Annotated in this window: 18 protein-coding genes; 2 read left to right on the plus strand and 16 right to left on the minus strand. The window is 39.3% G+C overall.

Annotation, left to right across the window (positions count from 1 at the left end; all coding sequences use genetic code 11):
• Nucleotide 1: 1 nt before the first annotated feature.
• The 4 genes from L2737_RS06585 to pssA all read right to left on the minus strand — a co-directional run bounded on the left by L2737_RS06585 (nucleotide 2) and on the right by pssA (nucleotide 4,765).
• Entirely contained in the window at nucleotides 2-1,984 is a 1,983-nt protein-coding gene (locus tag L2737_RS06585) for a RecQ family ATP-dependent DNA helicase (RefSeq protein WP_248955206.1), read from the minus strand.
• A 35-nt stretch (nucleotides 1,985-2,019) separates the two neighbouring features.
• Nucleotides 2,020-2,343 carry a hypothetical protein gene (locus tag L2737_RS06590; RefSeq protein ID WP_102527360.1) on the minus strand — a complete coding sequence of 108 codons (324 nt, stop codon included), beginning with the start codon at nucleotides 2,341-2,343 and terminating at the stop codon, nucleotides 2,020-2,022.
• A 78-nt stretch (nucleotides 2,344-2,421) separates the two neighbouring features.
• Entirely contained in the window at nucleotides 2,422-3,249 is an 828-nt protein-coding gene (locus L2737_RS06595; RefSeq protein ID WP_428848381.1) for a tRNA-uridine aminocarboxypropyltransferase, read from the minus strand.
• 202 nt (nucleotides 3,250-3,451) lie between these two features.
• On the minus strand, nucleotides 3,452-4,765 hold the full coding sequence (pssA, locus tag L2737_RS06600; RefSeq protein ID WP_248955207.1) for a CDP-diacylglycerol--serine O-phosphatidyltransferase: 1,314 nt from the start codon (nucleotides 4,763-4,765) through the stop codon (nucleotides 3,452-3,454).
• A 416-nt stretch (nucleotides 4,766-5,181) separates the two neighbouring features.
• On the opposite strand from pssA, the gene dacB reads away from it, so the two are divergent.
• On the plus strand, nucleotides 5,182-6,672 hold the full coding sequence (gene dacB, locus L2737_RS06605; RefSeq protein WP_248955208.1) for a D-alanyl-D-alanine carboxypeptidase/D-alanyl-D-alanine endopeptidase: 1,491 nt from the start codon (nucleotides 5,182-5,184) through the stop codon (nucleotides 6,670-6,672).
• 121 nt (nucleotides 6,673-6,793) lie between these two features.
• Here the strand turns inward: dacB and L2737_RS06610 are convergent, their stop codons facing one another.
• From L2737_RS06610 to aroA, 11 genes are all read right to left on the minus strand, one after another.
• Nucleotides 6,794-8,551 (minus strand): acyl-CoA dehydrogenase family protein, encoded by a 1,758-nt coding sequence (locus tag L2737_RS06610; protein WP_248955209.1) that lies wholly within the window; start codon nucleotides 8,549-8,551, stop codon nucleotides 6,794-6,796.
• A 199-nt stretch (nucleotides 8,552-8,750) separates the two neighbouring features.
• Nucleotides 8,751-9,563, minus strand: coding sequence for a CLCA_X family protein (locus L2737_RS06615; RefSeq protein ID WP_248955210.1), 813 nt, complete (start codon nucleotides 9,561-9,563; stop codon nucleotides 8,751-8,753).
• Between the two features lie 151 nt (nucleotides 9,564-9,714).
• The gene (locus L2737_RS06620) at nucleotides 9,715-10,266 is read right to left on the minus strand and encodes a DUF2058 domain-containing protein (protein WP_102527365.1); all 552 of its coding nucleotides are present in this window, start codon (nucleotides 10,264-10,266) and stop codon (nucleotides 9,715-9,717) included.
• Nucleotides 10,267-10,291: 25 nt separating this feature from the next.
• Nucleotides 10,292-11,122, minus strand: a complete 831-nt coding sequence (locus L2737_RS06625) for an SDR family oxidoreductase (RefSeq protein WP_248955211.1) — start codon at nucleotides 11,120-11,122, stop codon at nucleotides 10,292-10,294.
• 53 nt (nucleotides 11,123-11,175) lie between these two features.
• Nucleotides 11,176-11,871: an orotidine-5'-phosphate decarboxylase gene (gene pyrF / locus L2737_RS06630; protein ID WP_248955212.1), complete on the minus strand. Its 696-nt coding sequence runs from the start codon at nucleotides 11,869-11,871 to the stop codon at nucleotides 11,176-11,178.
• 130 nt (nucleotides 11,872-12,001) lie between these two features.
• On the minus strand, nucleotides 12,002-13,162 hold the full coding sequence (gene lapB, locus L2737_RS06635) for a lipopolysaccharide assembly protein LapB (protein ID WP_102527368.1): 1,161 nt from the start codon (nucleotides 13,160-13,162) through the stop codon (nucleotides 12,002-12,004).
• A gap of 1 nt (nucleotide 13,163) precedes the next feature.
• Nucleotides 13,164-13,451, minus strand: a complete 288-nt coding sequence (locus L2737_RS06640) for a LapA family protein (RefSeq protein ID WP_229368740.1) — start codon at nucleotides 13,449-13,451, stop codon at nucleotides 13,164-13,166.
• A 143-nt stretch (nucleotides 13,452-13,594) separates the two neighbouring features.
• Nucleotides 13,595-13,882, minus strand: a complete 288-nt coding sequence (gene ihfB / locus L2737_RS06645; RefSeq protein ID WP_229368741.1) for an integration host factor subunit beta — start codon at nucleotides 13,880-13,882, stop codon at nucleotides 13,595-13,597.
• Between the two features lie 78 nt (nucleotides 13,883-13,960).
• Nucleotides 13,961-15,649 carry a 30S ribosomal protein S1 gene (gene rpsA, locus L2737_RS06650; protein WP_277868760.1) on the minus strand — a complete coding sequence of 563 codons (1,689 nt, stop codon included), beginning with the start codon at nucleotides 15,647-15,649 and terminating at the stop codon, nucleotides 13,961-13,963.
• A gap of 92 nt (nucleotides 15,650-15,741) precedes the next feature.
• Nucleotides 15,742-16,419 carry a (d)CMP kinase gene (gene cmk / locus L2737_RS06655; protein WP_229368742.1) on the minus strand — a complete coding sequence of 226 codons (678 nt, stop codon included), beginning with the start codon at nucleotides 16,417-16,419 and terminating at the stop codon, nucleotides 15,742-15,744.
• Nucleotides 16,420-16,599: 180 nt separating this feature from the next.
• Nucleotides 16,600-17,880 (minus strand): 3-phosphoshikimate 1-carboxyvinyltransferase, encoded by a 1,281-nt coding sequence (gene aroA / locus L2737_RS06660; protein WP_248955213.1) that lies wholly within the window; start codon nucleotides 17,878-17,880, stop codon nucleotides 16,600-16,602.
• A gap of 394 nt (nucleotides 17,881-18,274) precedes the next feature.
• On the opposite strand from aroA, the gene L2737_RS06665 reads away from it, so the two are divergent.
• Entirely contained in the window at nucleotides 18,275-19,465 is a 1,191-nt protein-coding gene (locus tag L2737_RS06665; protein ID WP_102527374.1) for an amino acid aminotransferase, read from the plus strand.
• Between the two features lie 82 nt (nucleotides 19,466-19,547).
• Here L2737_RS06665 and serC read toward each other — a convergent pair whose 3' ends face one another.
• A complete protein-coding gene (serC, locus tag L2737_RS06670; protein WP_248955214.1) occupies nucleotides 19,548-20,642 on the minus strand; it encodes a 3-phosphoserine/phosphohydroxythreonine transaminase in 1,095 nt (364 codons plus the stop codon).
• Nucleotides 20,643-20,754: the final 112 nt, after the last annotated feature.

Consider the following 20,754-nt stretch of genomic DNA (forward strand, 5'->3'; position numbering starts at 1 on the left):
TTTAGTGCGCTCCATTTTGGTTATATTTGTCGATACAGTTAACGATATCTTGATAACGATACTCACTACAATAACCGAAACCCGGTAACTGTTTCACTCTTATTCTGGCGAATATAGGCACGGTCATACCTGCCAAAAACTTAGCTTGCACAGATACTGAAACAGATAGATGCCCTTTCGTTAGCATGTGCTGATTAAAGCTGTCTAAATGTGCTTGGATGTCGGTTAAGTTTTCGATGGGTGCTATGGCTTTTTGCGGCAAAATGGCCGGTTTTCCACGACAAACACTACAATGACCACACTGCGAAGGCGCCGCATTATCGTCAAAGTAATGCGCTAACCGCGCTGTAATACAGGTTTGTGATTCAAAAAAAGCTAACAATTGATTTAAACGAGCGATTTCTTTGACTTCATTGCTCTGGAAGTAATCTGATAACTGACCAATGAGATCTTTTTGCACTAGCGCTGCAGGGTTTACTTCGAAAACTTGTGTGATTTTTTTGGTCTCTAATAAGATCATCTGCTTATCTGCAAGATACTCTAATGCTGCAACCACACGCTGCCTTTCAGCCCCATAAGCTTGATATAAACTATCAAAATCTAGTTGACCCCAAACCTTCTTAAAACGTGTATGTTCAAAAATTTGATTTAAAAATGTCTGCCTGTGCCCATCAAAGCCTGCAAGTAATTGATGTTTATCAACTAGAAATTGATACTTAAACTCAGCAAAATAAGCAAAACTAGGTTTAACGACCTTGGCTAATTCAAGTTGAACCAATAAGGTTTTAAGCGGCAATAACTTGATATTGCAACTACTGGATATACTAGATTCTTGCATTTCCCAGCGGCCATTATCCACTTCAGCGGTGATATGCTGAATTAATTTGGCAATGGCACTCGGTTCTGGAGTATCACCATAAACAAAGTTTTCTATGGTACTGAGACCATCTTTGTTTGCTAAAGTGACACAATGCGACAAACCATTATCACGCCCAGCTCTGCCAATTTCTTGGCTGTAATTCTCAATCGATTTGGGTAAATCATAATGGATAACAAAGCGTATGTTACTTTTATCTATCCCCATGCCAAAAGCAATGGTAGCGACAATAATATTGATTTCGCCATTCATGAAACGATGTTGGATCTGATTTCGAATATCAGATTCAAGACCCGCATGATAAGCCGTGGCCTGAAAGCCTTGAGTCGTTAAGTACTGCGCAACATCCTCAGCCGTTTTTTGCAAAGTCACGTATATAATGCCCGCACCGTTATACTGGCTGACGCAATGGCTCAAGCTGGTATTTTTTTCACTTTCTAAAACGGGTAATACACTGATATCAAGGTTGGCTCGATAAAACCCTGTTTGAACCACTTGCTGAGGCAATATATTAAACCGCTTAGCCATATCCTGTTTTACTTTGGCAGTTGCTGTTGCTGTTAATAGCAATACTTGAGGAATAGCGAACTCCTGACAATAAACAGGAATTTTCAAATAGTCAGGCCTGAAATTGTGACCCCACTCAGAGATACAGTGCGCTTCATCAACAACCAATAACGAAATAGTAATTGAAGATAAAAACTGCCTAAAGCGTTCATTTTTAAAACGTTCAACAGACACCATTAATATTTTAGTCTGACCGCTACGCACATCACGCATCACTTGCTGGCTTTGTTCATAGGTCAAACTTGAATCAATACTCGCTGCACTAATTCCTTTACTATGTAAGAAAGCTATTTGATCCTTCATTAAGGCCAACAGTGGCGAAATCACTAACGTTACATTAGCAAGCTGCAGTGCGCTAAATTGATAGCATAGTGACTTACCAGAACCCGTTGGAAAAATGGCCAAAGAAGAATGCCCTGACAATATATGTTCAATGACAGCTTGTTGCCCTTCACGAAATTGATCAAAACCAAATTGTTGTTTTAATAACGCAGTTAATGCTGGGGCTGTTGTAGATATGTGAGAACTTGGCTGTTGCATGTCGACGCCTTTATTGATTGAAAGCAGTCGAACGCTTACGACTTACGAGCAATATATTGATTGATTAAATCAGTTAGTTTATCTTCAAACACTTCTTGTACTTGTTCAAGGTCATGACCAAAGCGCTGTAAATATTTTGCAGCTTGCGCGCGAGTGAGCATTTTATTGGCTAAACAATAAGCCATTTCGTCTAATTGTTTATTAAAACGAGGTTCAAGTAACCACTGGCAACTGTCTGTATCAAACGCAGCTAACGTTTGCTGAGCAAGATTACAAAAGGTATCAATGTGATCTATACCATCTGGTCCTAAACAACCTGGCTCTAATCGGTAAAGAACAATTAATTTATTATCAAACATACTAAGCGCGCATCCTATGCGTAAACAATTGAACTGATTTACAAATTATCCAAAAATCAATTAAGTTAAAAAGAAAAACTAGCCTTCTTTGGCTATTATCATAGCTTGTTTAAACTTATCAATATAGTTTTCGATTGGCACAATGTCTTCTTTTAAGCGTCTATTACGCCCAAGCAAAGAGGACTCCACAAATAATTCAAACCAAGATGATAATGCCTCACCATTTTTAGGTTCATCTATCGCGCTAAATGCTAATGCAGCAACTTCAGCGGTAGACAACTGAAAGTCATGACTGCCCTTTCTTAATTCATAAGTGGCTAAGGTTTCCGGATTAAAAGATAGCAAGGGTAAATCATGAAGGTATGGACTCTTGCGAAACATTTTAATCGCTTGGCGCCAGCTACCATCCAGTAAAATGAGTAACGGTATTTTTTTAGGCTTATCAGCTTGATGCGCTAAAGAAGCATTAACTGCATTATCAATGTTTGACTGTTTGCACACTGATAGTTGATCAATATGCTCTACCACTTGCTGACCTTCTTGTGCATATTGAGCGGGGAAAATTAACAAAGGCTGATATTGAGCATCATTAATCATCTCAATCATTTGCTTATTGGGCTCTTTACGCGACCAAAGAAAAGCGCTGGTATTAGGCACGGTATCAGCAATGAGACGACCACTATTTGTCGGCTTTAATACTTCGTCATCATACATGATCAACATAAAGCTAGCTGATGTGTTGAGATACTGCCTATGCTCACAGGTACAGAAAATCTCTCCTAATAAACACCATGGGCAACGAATAAGCTTCATTCCTCTAGCTGCAAAAGGTTTTGTTGAAATTGATTTTCTGTATTGGTACAGACGATGAACAGCATGTTGCTGCTCAGGTGGTATCGCCAACATGTTGGACTCTCTTTCTATCGCAATATGGGAATGACTTAAGGACAGCTATAGTTTTGCTATTAAGGAAAATTATCATGCTTGCTTGATACATAATTATCTTAGTATCAAATGATAGTGTATTAAACACAAATAGATGCAGTCGTTTACTTTTACGTTCAAAAATATTCATCACCAATTAAGGTGATGAATGATTTTTGCCTAGCTATAATATTCTACGAAGTAAAAAATCAGCCTTTAAGCGTTTAATTCTAGTCATAATTTTTTTCACAGGAACTGGATATTTCTGTAAAGTTTCAATTTGACTGTAATGAAACAGCTTCTCAGTGTGGGTAAGGATCAGTTCTTGTTCAGCTTCAAAATTGGCCTTCCAAGCACCAGATTCATCATGCAGTAGTAAGCCATTTTCTAGATCCAAAGCCCAAGCCCGTGGGTTAAGATTAGAGCCTGTGATGAGGTGTTTTTTGCCATCAGCACTGATCCCTTTCAAATGGTAACTATTAATTCCATTTTTCCAAAGGTGGATCCTAAGCTGACCATTTTCAACAGCCCATTGTTGGCGCTTAACAAACTTGCGTAACGATTGCTCGTACATATACGGCAATGCACCAATGGTAGAGAATTCTTTTTCAGGTGGTATATAAAAATCGTTAGCCGTTTTATCACCGACAACAATATCAATACTTTTGCCATTACGAAGATGACGAGTCAGTGCACGCACCAAGGCATTAGGTGGATTAAAATATGGCGTACAAATAAACAATGACTCTTGAGACTCATCGACAAGCTTAACAACCACTTCATTAAGCTTATTCTTTTTACGGCCTAACCCCACAAGCGGTGTCACACGATTACCAATACGCGTACTTTCAAATTCGTATTTAGAACGCCCTAGACGCGTCTTGAATGTGCGAATATCGTTCTTTTCAGGGCACTGCTCGCTACTACTATCTTGCGTTAATGAGCAAACCGCTGGATCGCTAACTAAATACTGATGAATAAATGCAGTCATGCTTCTTGCAAGTTCAGCAGATTCAATCAGGTGATAGCGATCAAAGCGATATTTTTCAAATTGCTGGAAATAGATATTATTGATACTTGCACCACTGAAGATGACAGCATCATCGATAATGAAACCTTTAAGGTGCAAAACGCCCATAAATTCACGAGATTTAACAGGCACCCCAAGAATATCAAATGGGACTTCAGCTTCAGCCATTGCTTTGCGGTACATAATGTAATTACCGCTATCGCCTTTATGACCAATTAAGCCACGACGTGCACGATGATAATCTACTAGTACAACAATATTAATTTCAGGATTGGCAGCTTTAACTGCTAATAACGCATTTAAGACTTCGCGTCCTGCTTCGTCATCTTCCAAATACAACGCAGCTATATAGATCGCTTTTTTCGCGTTCGCGATGCGTGAAAGTAATTCAGTTTTAAACTGAATCGGATCTAATAACCATTTTAATGATTCAGCTTGTAATGCGATACCACCTAGCTTGTCCAGCAAGGCAACCTCCTTAAATGATTCTCAGTGTTACTCACTGAGTTCGCCGTTTTTAAATGACTATTCGTATTGAATTTAAGCATCAGCCCTATTTTTATTCTAGGTTTGAACAATAAAATGCTTAATCTATCAATCGATATATCTGAAACGACGCAATAACAAATTTACTAAAATAATTGGAGATAGAAATTACCGACTTAACTGCGTTCGAGCAAGGTTTTTCTCAACTTAAACACGTGTTTGGTTAGTTTATGAGAAACAATTAATATATTTGGGCTTAAACGCTAACGATTTACTCACGAAGGTGACCCAATATTTTCTGTAAAATCGACTATTTCTCAACCACAAGCAAAGATCTTTAATGTAAACCACACGTAAATGACGTATTTTAACTTTACCTATATTGATTGTATCTAATTATGCCTTTTCCTATTCGAGCCTTATCCTTTACGGTAGTCATTCTGGCAATGAGTTTTCCAGTGTTAGCAAATGACTATTTAACTAATATGATGAATATCATCAGCCCATCACAGTCACAGATATCAGTGAGTGTTTGGGATGTTGAAAGCCAAAAAAAAATCTATACACTCAATGATAATACCTTAATGTTACCTGCTAGCATTCAGAAATTAATCACTGCAGTAGCTGCGAGCCATCAATTAGGTAAAGATTTTCATTATGAAACCCAAATGACTCATGACGGTGTTATCAATAACAATGTCTTAAACGGTAACCTGTATATCCACTTTCAAGGGGATCCAACCCTAAAACGTAAACACCTCGATGCGCTCATCCAGCAATTAAAGCAAAAAGGGATCAGTAATATTAGCGGTGATGTATATCTAGTTGCAGAAGAGTCTAAACAAACTCGCGCACCAGGCTGGGCTTGGGACGATTTAGGCATTTGTTATGCGGCGCCGGTGTCAAATTACATTATTGATAGAAATTGCGTTAAAGCGACGCTGACGCCGTCTAAAGTGGCGTCTACCGTTTCAATTAAATCAATTTATCCAATCACGATGACATCAACAGCTAAGTTTGATCAAACCATTGATGTAAAAGAAGCACAAAAACATTTTTGTGAATTGCATATGCAACGATTTGATAATAACCATTATCAAATTGATGGTTGTTACCCAGGCAACAAATCCATTCGATTAGCGATAGCAGTAAACGATCCGAGTTTATATAGCAAAGGGGTAATTGAAGATTTACTCCAACAAAACAAGATTAACTATCTTAGTATTAGCACTGTATCAAAGGTTAATCAGCCACAAACAGTCATTGCAACACATCAATCAAAACCGCTACCCGTTTTATTAAAAACCATGTTACAAAAATCTGATAATTTAATTGCTGACAGTTTATTAAAACAAATTGGCAGACAGTATTTTTTTCAATACCAAAAGCAATTACGAACTGAGCAAGCAGCCCCTTTAGATGAGATACAGTGGAATAATACTGTACCTAAAGATGGATTTTTAGTCGGAGCAAAAGCCATTGAGCATATAATGCTAGAACTCGGCTTACCTTATATTGAAGCAAACATTGTCGATGGCTCTGGCTTGTCACGTTACAACCTTATTACAGCCCATCAAATGATGGCGGTATTACAACTAATCAAAACAGACGAGCAATTAAACTATCTAGAAACATTACTACCCGTTTCTGGTGAGTCTGGCACCCTCAAATACAAAAAATACTTTAATCAACCACCGTTAAAGAGTGAAGTGGCCGCTAAAACCGGCACTATGATGGGCGTAGAAAACTTGGCAGGATATTTAGATGCAGATAATGGTAAGCAATACGCTTTTGTCATCATAGAAAACGGCTTAAGCCCTAAAGCAAAAAAAGCCAGACTAGCACCTTTTAGTGCCCTTTTGCTGCAAACGTTGAATGATTTGCCTTAAACCTTAAGTATCGGTCTTTGCGCTATCAAGCAAATTGCTGCTTAAGCTTATTTATTGTAGATACTAAAAAGCACCTTAAATTAAGGTGCTTTTTTCTGATAAGTGCTTACAAGTCGATAATTTAAAACAAGTCTGCAGGCATTGCCATAATAGCATCGTCACCTTGACTGACCTGCGCAATATGGAAATCCGCTTTAGGCAGAACTTTGTCCATATAGAACTTTGCCACAAATTGTTTTTGTTGCGCAAAACTTTGATCTTCATGACCTTGTGAACGTTCAGCCATCAGCAATGAGTAATAACCGTAAAGGATAAAACCAAATGCATCTAAGAAATCAACCGCACTCGCATTAATTAATGCTGGCTGAGTTAATTTATGCTCATTGATGTGATTTGCAATGGTGAGTAAATTATCAAAGCGTAAGCTGATCGCCTTTTTGTCAGCGTCAGACACATGTTCAAAACCGGCTAACTCTTGGTTTATCTCAGCAACGAAACTAGTTAACGTTGCGACATTGTCACCTGTGACTTTACGACCTAAAAAGTCGATAGCCTGAATGCCGTTTGTTCCTTCATAAATCTGCGCGATTCGCGTGTCACGGACAAATTGTTCTATACCCGTTTCGCGAATATAACCATGACCACCGAATACTTGTTGCGCCATGATTGTGGCGTCTAAACCACGGTCAGTTAAGAAGGCTTTAGAAACTGGTGTTAATAAGCCAACATATTTTGTCGCTTTTGCTTTAACATCACCTTCACTGTGCTTGGCCAAATCAAGTTGTTTACCAGTAAACACTGATAATGCACGACCCGCATCAGTAATTGACTTGATTGTTAATAGCATACGACGCACATCGCCATGCACAATAATAGGATCGGCAGTAGCGCCAGTTGCTGACCCTCCTGCTGCGACGCCTTGTACACGTTCTTTAGCATAGTCGGCAGCCATTTGATAAGCACCCTGAGCACTGCCTAAACCTTGAATACCAATAGCCAAGCGCTCATAGTTCATCATAGTGAACATACACACCAAACCACGATCAACTCTACCAACTAAAAAACCTTTGGCATTGTCGTAATTCATCACACATGTGGCAGATGCTTTAAGGCCCATTTTATGTTCTATAGAACCAACAGTCACCCCGTTAGAATCACCTAATGAACCGTCATCATTAACATTGATTTTAGGCACTAAAAATAAAGATATACCACTGGAATTAGGCAGTTTAGCCAACACTAAGTGAATAACGTTTTCTGTTAAATCATGATCGCCACCGGTAATGAAAATTTTGCTACCAGAAATTAAGTAACTGCCATCTTCTTGAGGTTCAGCTTTAGTACGAATGTTACGTAAATCTGAACCCGCTTGCGGCTCAGTCATGTCCATTGCACCTGACCACTGGCCAGAATAAAGATTAGGTAAATATTTTTCTTTTAACTCTTCTGTTGCGTGCGCATTAATACATAATGCGGCGCCAGCAGTCAGTGAACTGTATAAAGTAAATGAGTTACAGGCGCTGTAATTCATCTCATCAACTAATACACCAAGCATTTTCGGCATTCCCATACCACCGAAATCTGGCTCACCACAAAGCCCTACCCAACCACCTTCTGAAAATTGCTGGTAAGTTTCTTTAAACCCATCCGGTGTGATGACCTTACCATCAATATGTCTGACTTCTTGTTCATCCCCATTTCGGTTAATAGGTTGAATTAGGTCACGGCTTATCTTGCTCGCTTCATCTAAAATAGCGACAGCAGTATCCATATCGACCATTTCAGCCATAGCAGGCATGTTTTGCCAAGTATTGGTGGCGTCGAAGACATTTTCTAATAAAAACTGCATGTCTTTTAAAGGTGCTTGGTAAGGGTTCATATCAGGCTCTTAAACAGATAATTAAAACAGTTGTTTCAATTTATACAAAAGTCGCAATAAACACAAGTTCAATCGCATGTTAACCATATAAAAAAAGGATATTTCTAAAAGCACTTTGGAAAGATAACTGCTGTCAATCATCTTAGATAATTAGCAGAGTTTTATTGATAAAATGAGAACGATATTAGATAAGTAACTTTTATTGCTGTTGCTCGTAAGCGGCACCCAGCAATGCAAAATAATCTATAATACAAGCCATGATCTGTTTGCGATGCTCCATAGAGGGATATATCATTTTTGAAACAGTATCAGTATCTAATGTCCCTGAGACCAAATACTGGTTATGGATATGACCGTCTGATTCAATTGCAGCCTCAAATGCCCTTGCCATTAGCTCTGTAGGTTTAGAGAAATAGTAACTTCCTTGCTGCTTATCAATGGCGATAGCCTTGTTCACATAATCACTTTCACTCATGCCGTCATCACTCAACAATACCAATTTAAATAACGCTGACAGTTTGTCATTTAGTTGGTGAGGTTTTAACAACACATCTTTGAGCCATAAATCAGATGCACAGCTGTATTTAACGCTAAAGGCAGAATGGGAACTCCTCATATTGCTACCAACATCAAAAGCCTTATCAACAATGTAATGATCAAATGCATGCCAGAACTCATGTGCTAAAGCTCCTGCACCTGCATTTTTAGCTAAAGCTAGTTCTTTAGTGGTCGGGGAATAATGAGCCTGCACGCCTTTTTGACCACCTCGGCCAAATAACAAGTTCAATGTTTGTCGCAACCCCAGTAATCTTGTAGGCACTTGTAATATCTGTGATAAATCAGCTAATGAATCAAAAACTAGATTAGCTGCAATGTCAGACTCTTCTCTAGTAACCCATTTGCCGACACTAATATGCCTCAAACCAAAAGTATGTTTGATATCAATAAAATTGGCTTGCTGCCCTTCTCGGTAATCAGCACCATTTCTATAGTAGTGAGTTTTTTTAAGCACGATGATTACCTAGTAAAGCATGAATGAAATGGTATTTAATTATAAATTTAAGCAATAAAAAAGCCCCGTAAAGAGGCTTTAATAATTATGATTTAGATAAACGAATTCGCCATTAAACACATCATTTGAATAATGAGAGTTTACTCCGTGTTTACCACATTAAATCATCAGGAATTGCATAATCTGCGTATGGATCATCTGCTTGTTCAACTTGTTCAGTTTGGGTATTGGTATTTTCTTCCCATAAATAACCACACCACTCAGGTACCAATAAGTTTACACGCTCAGCCAGTTTGTGAGGTACAAGGTAGCTCTTATCTTCGTGGCGTACGATACCTACAGCGCCAGATAATAACTGACCTTGCAGCTTTTCTGTTACGTAAATAGATAAAATCTTAGTGCTCATAGTGAAATTAAATTTGATTTCAGCATCTTTAGGGATGCTAATGGCAAACTTATTAAACTCGGTAATAAGACCACGAACTTGACCTTTCTCACTCGCCTCTGCAAATCGTTTCTCGTTTAAAGCGCGATCTTTTTCTGCTTGCGCTAACTTTTGATCTGCAATTTGCTGTTTCAAATCAGCACTGCCGTCATCGACCTTGGCTTTTTTCTGTTTACGTTTTTGAGTTTTAACGTCTCGCGCTTTTTGCTTACTCGCGAGTCCTGCTTTTAGCAATTGCTCTTGCAATGCGTTGGCCATTTAAATCACCTTTAAAAAAATTGTATTACTGTTCAGGTAAATGTTTTGCTAATGCATCCATTGCAGCACCTGCACCACCTAATGACCAACCACCATCGACAGGTAATATTGTTCCGGTAATGTATGAAGCCATGTCAGATGCTAGAAATAACGCAGCATTGGCAATATCTTGTTTTTGTCCGTTACGTTTAAGCGGCACACTATCAGCTATCATCGATTTTAATGCTTTACTCGGTGCTAAGCGATCAAAACCTTCAGTTTCTGCGATAGGACCCGGCACAATAGAATTGACTCGAATACCTTCAACGCCCCATTCTATGGCTAAGGTACGTGTCAGCATATCAACACCCGCTTTTGCTGCACATACGTGCACTTGTAACGCCATTGGCACATAGGCTTGAGGTGCTGAAATTTGAATGACACTGGCAGACGTTTTGCCATCAGTCTCTTTTATGCCTTTCGCCAATAATGGATATGCTTGTTTAATCACTTGAAAGCTACCAAGTAAATCAATATCCATAACCGATTTAAAGCCATTTACCGATAAATCTTTCGCTCGTGCAGGAAAGTTTCCTGCTGCGCCACTGACCAACACATCAATATGGCCGAACTGTGCTTCAATCTCTGAAAAACCCGAAGCAACAGCTTCAGGATCTCTGACATCAAAACTCACGCCTATGTGCTGACCTCGAGGGTTAGCTGACTTTAAAGCATCTACGGCTGCTGTCACTTTTTCAACACTGCGACTGGCAACAGCAACATTTGCCCCTTGCTGAGCAAAAGCGCAAGCAATACCAAGATTAATGCCACTTGTACCACCAATAACAACAACGTTCTTTCCATGATAATCAAACATTTTGCACTCCTGCTTAGGTGATACTATTAGAATATTGATCAATACCTACATGTTTACGTTAATGAATTAACGATTTGATGTAATGAAGCTAATGGATCGGTTGCTTTAGTAATTGGGCGACCAATCACTAAATAATCAGAGCCCGCAGCAATCGCCTTCGGTGGCGTCATTACGCGATGTTGATCACCAACATCAGCACCAACAGGACGAATACCAGGAGTGATTAAATTAAAGTCTTTACCAAAGCTTGTTTTAAGCATAGTGGCTTCTTGAGCTGAACACACAACCCCATCAAGACCAGCTTGATGTGTTAGCGCAGCTAAACGTTTAACATGTTCAGATGCAGGAACATTTATCCCTAATAATGATAAATCTTCATCACTCATTGACGTTAATACTGTTACAGCGATTAGCAAAGGTGCGTCATTACCATAATTGCCTAATGCATTTTGGGCTGCCTGCATCATCGCTAAACCACCACTTGCATGGACGTTCGTCATCCAAACACCAAGGTCCGCTGCTGCAGACACGGCTTTTGCTACAGTATTAGGAATATCATGAAATTTTAAATCTAGAAATAAATCGAAGTCACGATCATGGATGTCTTTTACCAATTGTGGTCCAAATAAAGTAAACATTTCTTTGCCTACTTTAAGGCGACACATAGATGGATCAAGCTTATCAATCAGTGATAGTGCCTCATTTTTATTGTCATAATCTAAGGCTACTACAATCGGTTTATCTGCCATGTTTACTCCGTAAGGTGTTTGTTAACGCATTTCAGCTATAGGGTATTAAATGAAATGTTTGATTGGTAACCCAATGTTTTAATCGGTTATCGTTGTTACCTTTGGCCACGCATATTACCATGCTCTGGCGTTATTCTCCGTCTAAGCCTTTAACACGTTTGATGCTGCCCCATTCTTTACAAGACGGACAATGCCAATACAAACTGTGCGCTGGGAAACCACATGAGCAGCAACGATAACTGGGTCTAAATTTAATCTGTTGTTCAACTAACTTTTCAAGCATAGATAAACTTTGTTTAGCTTGGCCATCTTCTGCTTGTTTGATATGTAGTTGCATTAAATGCTGAAAACCCTTCATCGTTGGGTGACGGTAAAGATGATCTAACACCATCTTTTCAGCATTTTTGGTATTACCTTGTTCAATCATGTGTTTTGCTAGTGCAATAATGACACTTGCCCCAGCGCCTGCCTCTAGGGCTTGTTGTAACAAGGATTGATAACCTTCAGCGTCGTTTGTGTCGCGATAGACTTGTTTTGCAACACCAATGGCATCAGAAAATAATTCAATATCAGCTAGTTTTAGTTCCAAGATAGCTTTTTTACATAAATTAACTTGATTTGAATCGAGATAAATTTTTGCCAAAGTTAACCAAGCACGACCACATTTATCATCGAGTTTAATTGCTTGTTGTAGTAATTTGATTTTCTCAGCGCCATCTGTAGATTCATCAGCAAGCTGACAATAAAAATGGGCTGTAATTGATTTTAAAACTTGCTGACGCTTGCGGCTTAAACCTTTAGTGATGTTAATGGCGTTCTGCCATTCTTTGGTAACTTGATAAATAGAGATCAGCTGAGTTTCAGCTTCTTCACTATGATCATCTTGACTAACAAGGTTTAAAAATATTTCTTCAGCTCTGTCGTAGAAACCAGCCGCTAAATAATCTTTACCCAACTCCATCATAGCAATATCACGTTGTTCTGTGGTTAAGCTAGGTCTGGCAATTAAGTTTTGATGAATTCTGATGGAGCGGTCGACTTCGCCGCGTTTTCTAAAAAGCGAACCTAATGAAAGGTGAGTATCAATGGTTTCATCATCGACATCTAACATGGTAATAAACAAATCGACTGCTTTGTCAGATTCGTTTGAAAGTAAAAAATTAAGCCCAGTAAAATAGTCTCTACTGAGTTTTTTACTTTGCTGTTTTTGATTCTGTCGTATACTTCTTCGCCCCATATACCAGCCATAACCAGCCGCTATAGGTAACAACAGAAAGAGGATTTCTAGCATATTACGCGACGGTATCCTGTACAGTTGGCTCAGAAATGTTGTTCGTTAGTTGAGCAATAGTTTTGTTCCTTTTTCTAACGACCATTTTCAACTTAACAATATAATAAGCAGCAAATAACCAACTAATGATGAAGCCAGCTAAAAATACAACCGCGAGGACAACAGGTAATCGATACTGTCCTTCAGCGATAAAATAACTGACAGTAACAATTTGCTCATTCTTAGCACCAAAAAGTAGCGCAAGAACAAAGAATAAACCAACAATGACAATGGCAATAAAAGATTTCACGTGCAGCTCCATTCTATCTGTGAAAGATAAGATCGAAATTTACCAATATAATGATTATCCAAGAATTTTAGTCAACTAACCAGCTTTGCTGAGCATTAGATACAAAAAAGCCTCCAAAAGGAGGCTTTTTAATCAAGCGTTAATCATTGATTAACCGCATCGACACGTTCACGCAGTTCTTTGCCAGGCTTAAAGTGCGGTACATATTTGCCTTCCAAGTCAACTGAGGTTCCAGTTTTAGGATTACGGCCAACACGTGGTGCACGGAAATGAAGTGAAAAACTACCAAAGCCACGGATCTCTATGCGATCACCGCCTTCTAATGTTGTCGCCATTTGCTCTAACATTTCTTTTATAGCACTTTCCACTTCTTTCGCCGACAGCTGCGACTGCCTAGTGGCGAGTTTTTCGATCAGTTCGGATTTCGTCATCCTATACCCTCTATTATCAAGCCAAACACAGTCGCCTAATGGGAAACAAAGTACGTTTCCCACACAACAGGCGATTTATTACTTACGAGCTGCTTTAAACGCTTCAGCCATTGCATTACTAATAACAGCATCATCTTGCTTGTTAATAGTTGCCATTGCTTCTTTCTCATCTGCTTCATCTTTCGCTTTGATAGATAAGCTGATAGAACGGTTCTTGCGATCTACGCCCATGAACTTAGATTCAACTTTGTCACCTACAGAGAATTGTGTAGATGCGTCTTCGATACGCTCGCGAGAGATATCTGCAACGCGAAGGTAACCTTCAACAGTTTCAGCTAGTTCAATTGTAACGCCTTTAGCGTCAACAGCAGTAACTACACCATTTACAATAGTACCTTTCTTCTTGTCTGCCAAGTAAGCATTGAAAGGATCGTCTTCAGTTTGCTTAACGCCTAAGCTGATACGCTCACGCTCAGGGTCAACAGAAAGAACTACTGCGTGGATTTCGTCACCTTTCTTGTACTCAGATACAGCGTCTTCGCCAGTACCGTTCCAAGAAATGTCAGATAAGTGAACAAGACCGTCGATGCCGCCGTCAAGACCAATGAAGATACCGAAGTCAGTGATAGACTTGATCTTACCAGAAACTTTATCGCCCTTGTTGAAACGAGTAGCGAAATCATCCCATGGATTAGTCTTACATTGCTTAAGACCTAGAGAAATACGACGACGTTCTTCATCGATGTCTAGAACTAGAACTTCAACTTCATCACCTAAGTTAACAACTTTAGATGGGTGGATGTTCTTGTTAGTCCAATCCATTTCAGAAACGTGAACAAGACCTTCAACGCCTTCTTCGATTTCAACGAAACAACCGTAGTCAGTTAAGTTCGTTACGCGACCAGTAAGACGAGTGCTTTCTGGGTAGCGCTTGCTGATTTCTAACCATGGATCTTCGCCAAGTTGCTTAAGACCTAGTGATACGCGAGTACGCTCACGGTCATACTTAAGAACTTTAACGTTGATTTCGTCACCAACATTAACGATTTCAGATGGGTGCTTAACACGCTTCCAAGCCATATCAGTGATATGTAGAAGACCGTCAACGCCACCTAAGTCTACGAATGCACCGTAGTCAGTAAGGTTCTTAACGATACCTTTAACTGCTTGACCTTCTTGAAGGTTCTCAAGAAGAGCATCACGCTCTGCACTGCTTTCTGATTCGATAACAGCACGACGTGAAACAACAACGTTGTTACGCTTCTGGTCAAGTTTGATAACTTTGAATTCTAATTCTTTGTACTCTAGGTGAGCAGTATCGCGAACTGGGCGAACGTCTACTAGAGAACCTGGTAAGAAGGCACGGATACCGTTTAATTCAACAGTGAAACCACCTTTAACTTTACCATTGATGATACCGATAACAGTTTCAGCATCTTCGTAAGCTTTTTCTAGAACAATCCAAGCTTCGTGACGTTTCGCTTTTTCACGAGATAATTGAGTTTCACCGAAACCGTCTTCAACAGAGTCAAGTGCAACATCAACTTCGTCGCCAACAGCGATTTCTAAAACACCTTGAGCGTTTTTGAATTCGTCAGCAGAAATTGGGCTTTCAGACTTAAGACCAGCGTCAACTAGTACAGTACCGTTTTCGATGCGTACAACTACACCACGTACGATAGAACCAGGACGGAACTCAAGTTCATTTAGGGATTGTTCAAATAGATCAGCAAAAGATTCAGTCATTTTATGATTACTTTCTTTTATAAACCACCATCCATCCTGGATGTGGAGTCAATTAATTTATTTACATCATCCGTGATATAAATGTTGTTTCATAATCTCTCAGAATTAAGAAATTACGTTAAGTTTTTATTGATGTGTTCAAGCACAAGCTCAAGCACTTCATTAATACCTATACCACTAGTATCAATCACTAGCGCATCATCTGCAGGCACTAAAGGTGAGACTGAACGATTAATATCGCGGTCATCACGTTCAATGATTTCAGATAAAAGGCGATCGATATTAACATCGAAGCCCTTGTCCTGCAACTGTTTATAGCGTCGCTGCGCCCTTTCCTCTGCTGATGCAGTAAGGAAAATCTTAGCTGGAGCATTAGGAAAAACGACCGTCCCCATGTCTCTGCCATCGGCGACTAAACCAGGTGTGTTACTAAAAGCACGCTGACGACGCAATAATGCTTCGCGAACACGAGGGAATGCAGCAATTTTTGACGCTGCATTGCCACATTCTTGAGTACGGATGCTGGTAGATACATCTTCGCCTTCAAGAATCACTTTAACTTGTTCAGTACCTGTTAAAAACTGCACATCTAAATGAGCAGCAAGTAAGGTAATAGCTTCTTCATTCTCTAATTCAACATTGTGATGAATCGCAGCAAGGGCTAATACGCGATAGATAGCACCGCTATCTAATAAGTGCCAATCTAGTTTCTCTGCGACTAATTGACATATGGTCCCTTTCCCTGCACCGCTTGGTCCGTCGATTGTGACTACTGGAGCACGTTCAGACATAAATTCCTCCGAAAAAAACAATCTTCCATGAAAGTAAAAAAGGTTCATCAAAATGAGCGGGCGGCATTGTATAACAATTTTGATGAAAAAACTGGAGTATTTTGTAAGTTCACTAACCAGATCAAAACAACGGCAGTATATTGACTGCCGTCATTTAATTGGTCGATGAAATCAACAGCCTTATTGAGCTAAACGAGCAAACTCAGCGAAATAGGTAGGGAATGTTTTAGACGTGCAATCTGGGTCATTGATGGTAATCCCGCAGTCAGCAAAGGCTAACATAGAAAAACACATTGCCATACGATGATCATTATAAGTATCAATTGCTGCAGTATTTAACTCAGCTGGCGGAGTAACAGCAATAAAGTCATGACCTTCTTCTACTGTGGCACCGACTTTACGGAGTTCAGTTGCCATAGCTGATAAGCGGTCGGTTTCTTTAATTCTCCAATTGTAAATATTTGTTATACGTGTGGTCCCCTCAGCAAATAACGCAGCAGTCGCGATGGTCATTGCCGCATCAGGAATATGATTCATATCTAAATCAACAGCCGTTAGCTTTGCTTGGCGTGCAATAATGTAATCATCACCCCACTCAATGTCTGCACCCATTTTTTCAAGTACATCTGCAAATTTCACATCCCCTTGAATACTTAATTTACCAACACCAGTAACTTTAACTTCACCACCTTGAATTGCACCAGCAGCGAGAAAATAAGAAGCTGATGATGCATCACCTTCAACAAGCACTTTGCCCGGTGAAACATATTGCTGACCAGTTTGAATTTCAAAACGGCGGTAATCATGATTAATGACTTCAACACCAAACTGAGCCATTAATGCAATGGTAATATCAATATAAGGCTTTGAAACTAACTCGCCCTTGATATTTATGTTTACTGTGTCTTTAGTTAATGGGGCAACCATTAATAATGCCGTTAAAAATTGGCTAGATAAATCACCTGCGATTTCAACTTCTCCGCCATTTAAACCGTCTGCATTGATAGTTAAAGGTGGAAAGCCATCATTCTTAAGGTAAGTTATATTTGCACCTAACTGACGTAACGAATCAACTAAATCTCCAATAGGTCTTTCTTCCATGCGAGGTTCACCTGTTAAGGTAAACTCACCTGAACCTAACGTAAGCGCTGCACATAATGGGCGCATTGCCGTGCCTGCATTACCTAAAAATAAAGTCTGCGCTTGCTGAGCACTTAATGGCTTGCCTAAACCTACTAATTCACACACGGTGTTGTTTTCAGACAATTGGTACTCAACGCCTAATTGCTTTAATGATGCCAACATATAGCGAATATCGTCTGAATCTAATAAATTTGTCAGGGTTGTTTTCCCTTTTGCTAGCGTCGCTAACAATAATGCTCTATTTGATATGCTCTTTGAGCCAGGGATATTAACGACACCATTTACTTTGTTAACGGGTTCTAGACGCAATTGTTTCATTAGCGATTCTTCTTAAATGATTTCTAGCTAAACGCGAGAATGACTGAAGGCAAAAGATAAAGACAGCTTTGTCAATTTATCTATACGATTTGGGCACTATCAAATTGATTAATTATTCTTGCCTACAAATTTACTGATTGCAGCCCATGATTCAAGGGAAATATGACATTTATTTACTGTTTTTAAGCCAACTTGAATAAAATGAATGAAAAACAGCCTGTTTAACCTAAAGTCAGAGCCTGTTCTGCACTATTGAACCGTAAACTGTAAACTTTCGGCTCATAAAAATAAGCTTTTTGGCGTTATTGAAAAAAAGGCATTTCATTCAGTATTTAATCTACGTTACCCTTAAGTTAATCCTACTAAAACTGAATAATAAATAAGGTCAACAGTCATGTTCAAAACATTAACTGCTATGCCAGCCGACCCAATCTTAGGTTTGCTGACTCAATACCGCCAAGATAATCACTCACAGAAAATAGATTTAGGTGTTGGCGTCTATAAAGATCCAGCGGGTCACACACCCATTCTGGAATGTGTAAAAACAGCAGAAAAAATGCGTACAGAAACTGAAACCACCAAAGTCTACATTGGCCCAACCGGATCAGAGTCGTTTAATCAATTAATGTCTGAACTTGCATTTGGACAAAGTCATACAGCATTGCTTGCTGATCGTATTCGCACAGTGTCAACACCTGGCGGTACTGGCGCATTGAGAGTAGCAGCTGAATTTATTAAAAGTTGTAATCCCAATGCCGTCATTTGGGTTAGCGATCCAACTTGGGCCAATCACACTGGCCTATTTGAAGCTGCTGGCTTAACGGTTAAAACCTATCCTTATTATGACTATGACACTAAAACCCTTAAATTTGATCAAATGGTCGATGCATTAAAACAAATCAATAAAGATGACGTCGTTTTATTGCATGCATGTTGTCACAACCCGAGTGGAATGGATTTAACTCAATCGCAATGGGATGAAGTAATTAGCATCACAGCTCAGCAAGGCTTTACACCACTGATTGATATGGCTTATCAAGGTTTTGGGGATGGTGTCGATGAAGATGCCTATGGCGTTCGCCAGATGGCTGCGGCTGTAGAGGAAATGATTTTATGTAGTTCGTGCTCTAAAAACTTCGGTTTATACCGTGAGCGTATTGGCGCATGTACTATTGTCGCTGATAATAGCCAAGCTGCAAACGTTGCTTTTTCTGTTCTACTGTATGTTGTGCGTTGTATCTACTCTATGCCGCCAGCACACGGTGCAGCATTGGTTGAGACCATACTTGGAAATCCAGAGTTAAAACAAGCATGGTTAAATGAATTAACAGTCATGCGAGATCGCATTAACGGCAACCGTCAAATGCTGGTGAGTAAATTAATTGAAAACGGTGTTGAGCAAGATTTCAGCTTCATTGCTAAACAAAAAGGAATGTTCTCCTTCTTAGGTATTAACCCTGAACAAGTAGAAACGCTTAAGCAGCAACACAGTATTTATATGGTAGGTTCAAGCCGGATGAGTATTGCTGGTATCAGTGAAGCAAACGTTGATTATCTGGCTAAATCAATCGCGACAATTTTATAATCAACATCACTAAACACATATAAACTAAAAAGCGAACGACATTAATGTCATTCGCTTTTTTATTTATGATTAGCTTAAACAGTTATGCACTATGTTGTTTTGCAAACGTTTCCATAAAGTTAACCAAAGCTTGAACACCTGATAATGGCATCGCATTATAAATACTTGCTCTCATGCCACCGACAATACGATGTCCTTTAAGCGCAACAAGACCCGCCTGCTCCGCTTGCTTTAAAAACTCACTATCTAGACTGTTGTCAGTTAACTGAAAAGTGACGTTCATTCTTGAACGGTTTTCTGCTTTAACACCATTTTTATAAAACGGATTACTGTCTATACACTGATACAGTAAATCCGCTTTTTGTTTATTGATTTTTTCTATCTCAGTAACGCCACCTTGCGCAGTCAACCAATCAAACACTTCTGCGGCAAGATACCATGCAAAAGTTGGTGGTGTATTGAACATAGAATCGTTCGCCTGCGCGACGCTGTAATCCATAATTGAAGACTGAGGTAAACTAGGCAGTTTCAACATATCGTCACGAACAATGACAATAGATAAACCTGATGGGCCGATATTTTTTTGAGCGCCGGCATAGATCAGCCCATACTTACTAACGTCTATTTGGCGCGACATAATCGTTGAAGATAAATCAACCACCACAGGCCATGGGCTTTCAAGTGATTCAAATATTTCTATGCCGTCAACGGTCTCATTGGCACAAAAATGGACATAGCGATAATCTTTATCAATGGCATTGAGATCAGGAAGAACAACTTGATTGACACCATCACAGTTTTCGACAATGTTCATTTGATCAATATTGTCATCACCCACCAATTTAACCGCTTCTTTAACCGCTGCTGTTGACCATTGGCCATTAACTAAATACAAAGCCTTACCGTTATCACCTAAAAAGTTATTAACGACATTGGTGAATTGACCACGACCACCACCATGCATAAATAACACATGATAGTTTTCTGGTATCTCCATTAATGCGCGTAATGTTTTTTCAGCATGTTGAGTTAATGCAATGAACTCTTTACTTCGATGGCTAATTTCCATGACGGAGACACCTAAACCATTCCAATCAATTAGTTCTTGCTGCGCTTTTTGCATTACAGCTTGTGGTAACATGGCAGGTCCAGCACAAAAATTATAAATAGCGCTCACAGCATTGTCCTTTATCGTTTTTAGTTAAAACATTAAATTGATAGCATTTTGACATGCATTATATCCCAACTGTTTCACAGCTAAAATGAAAAATAATCATAAAGCAGATCAA

It is taken from the genome of Shewanella electrodiphila, assembly GCF_023283985.1.
In the GTDB taxonomy this organism is placed as follows: domain Bacteria; phylum Pseudomonadota; class Gammaproteobacteria; order Enterobacterales; family Shewanellaceae; genus Shewanella; species Shewanella electrodiphila.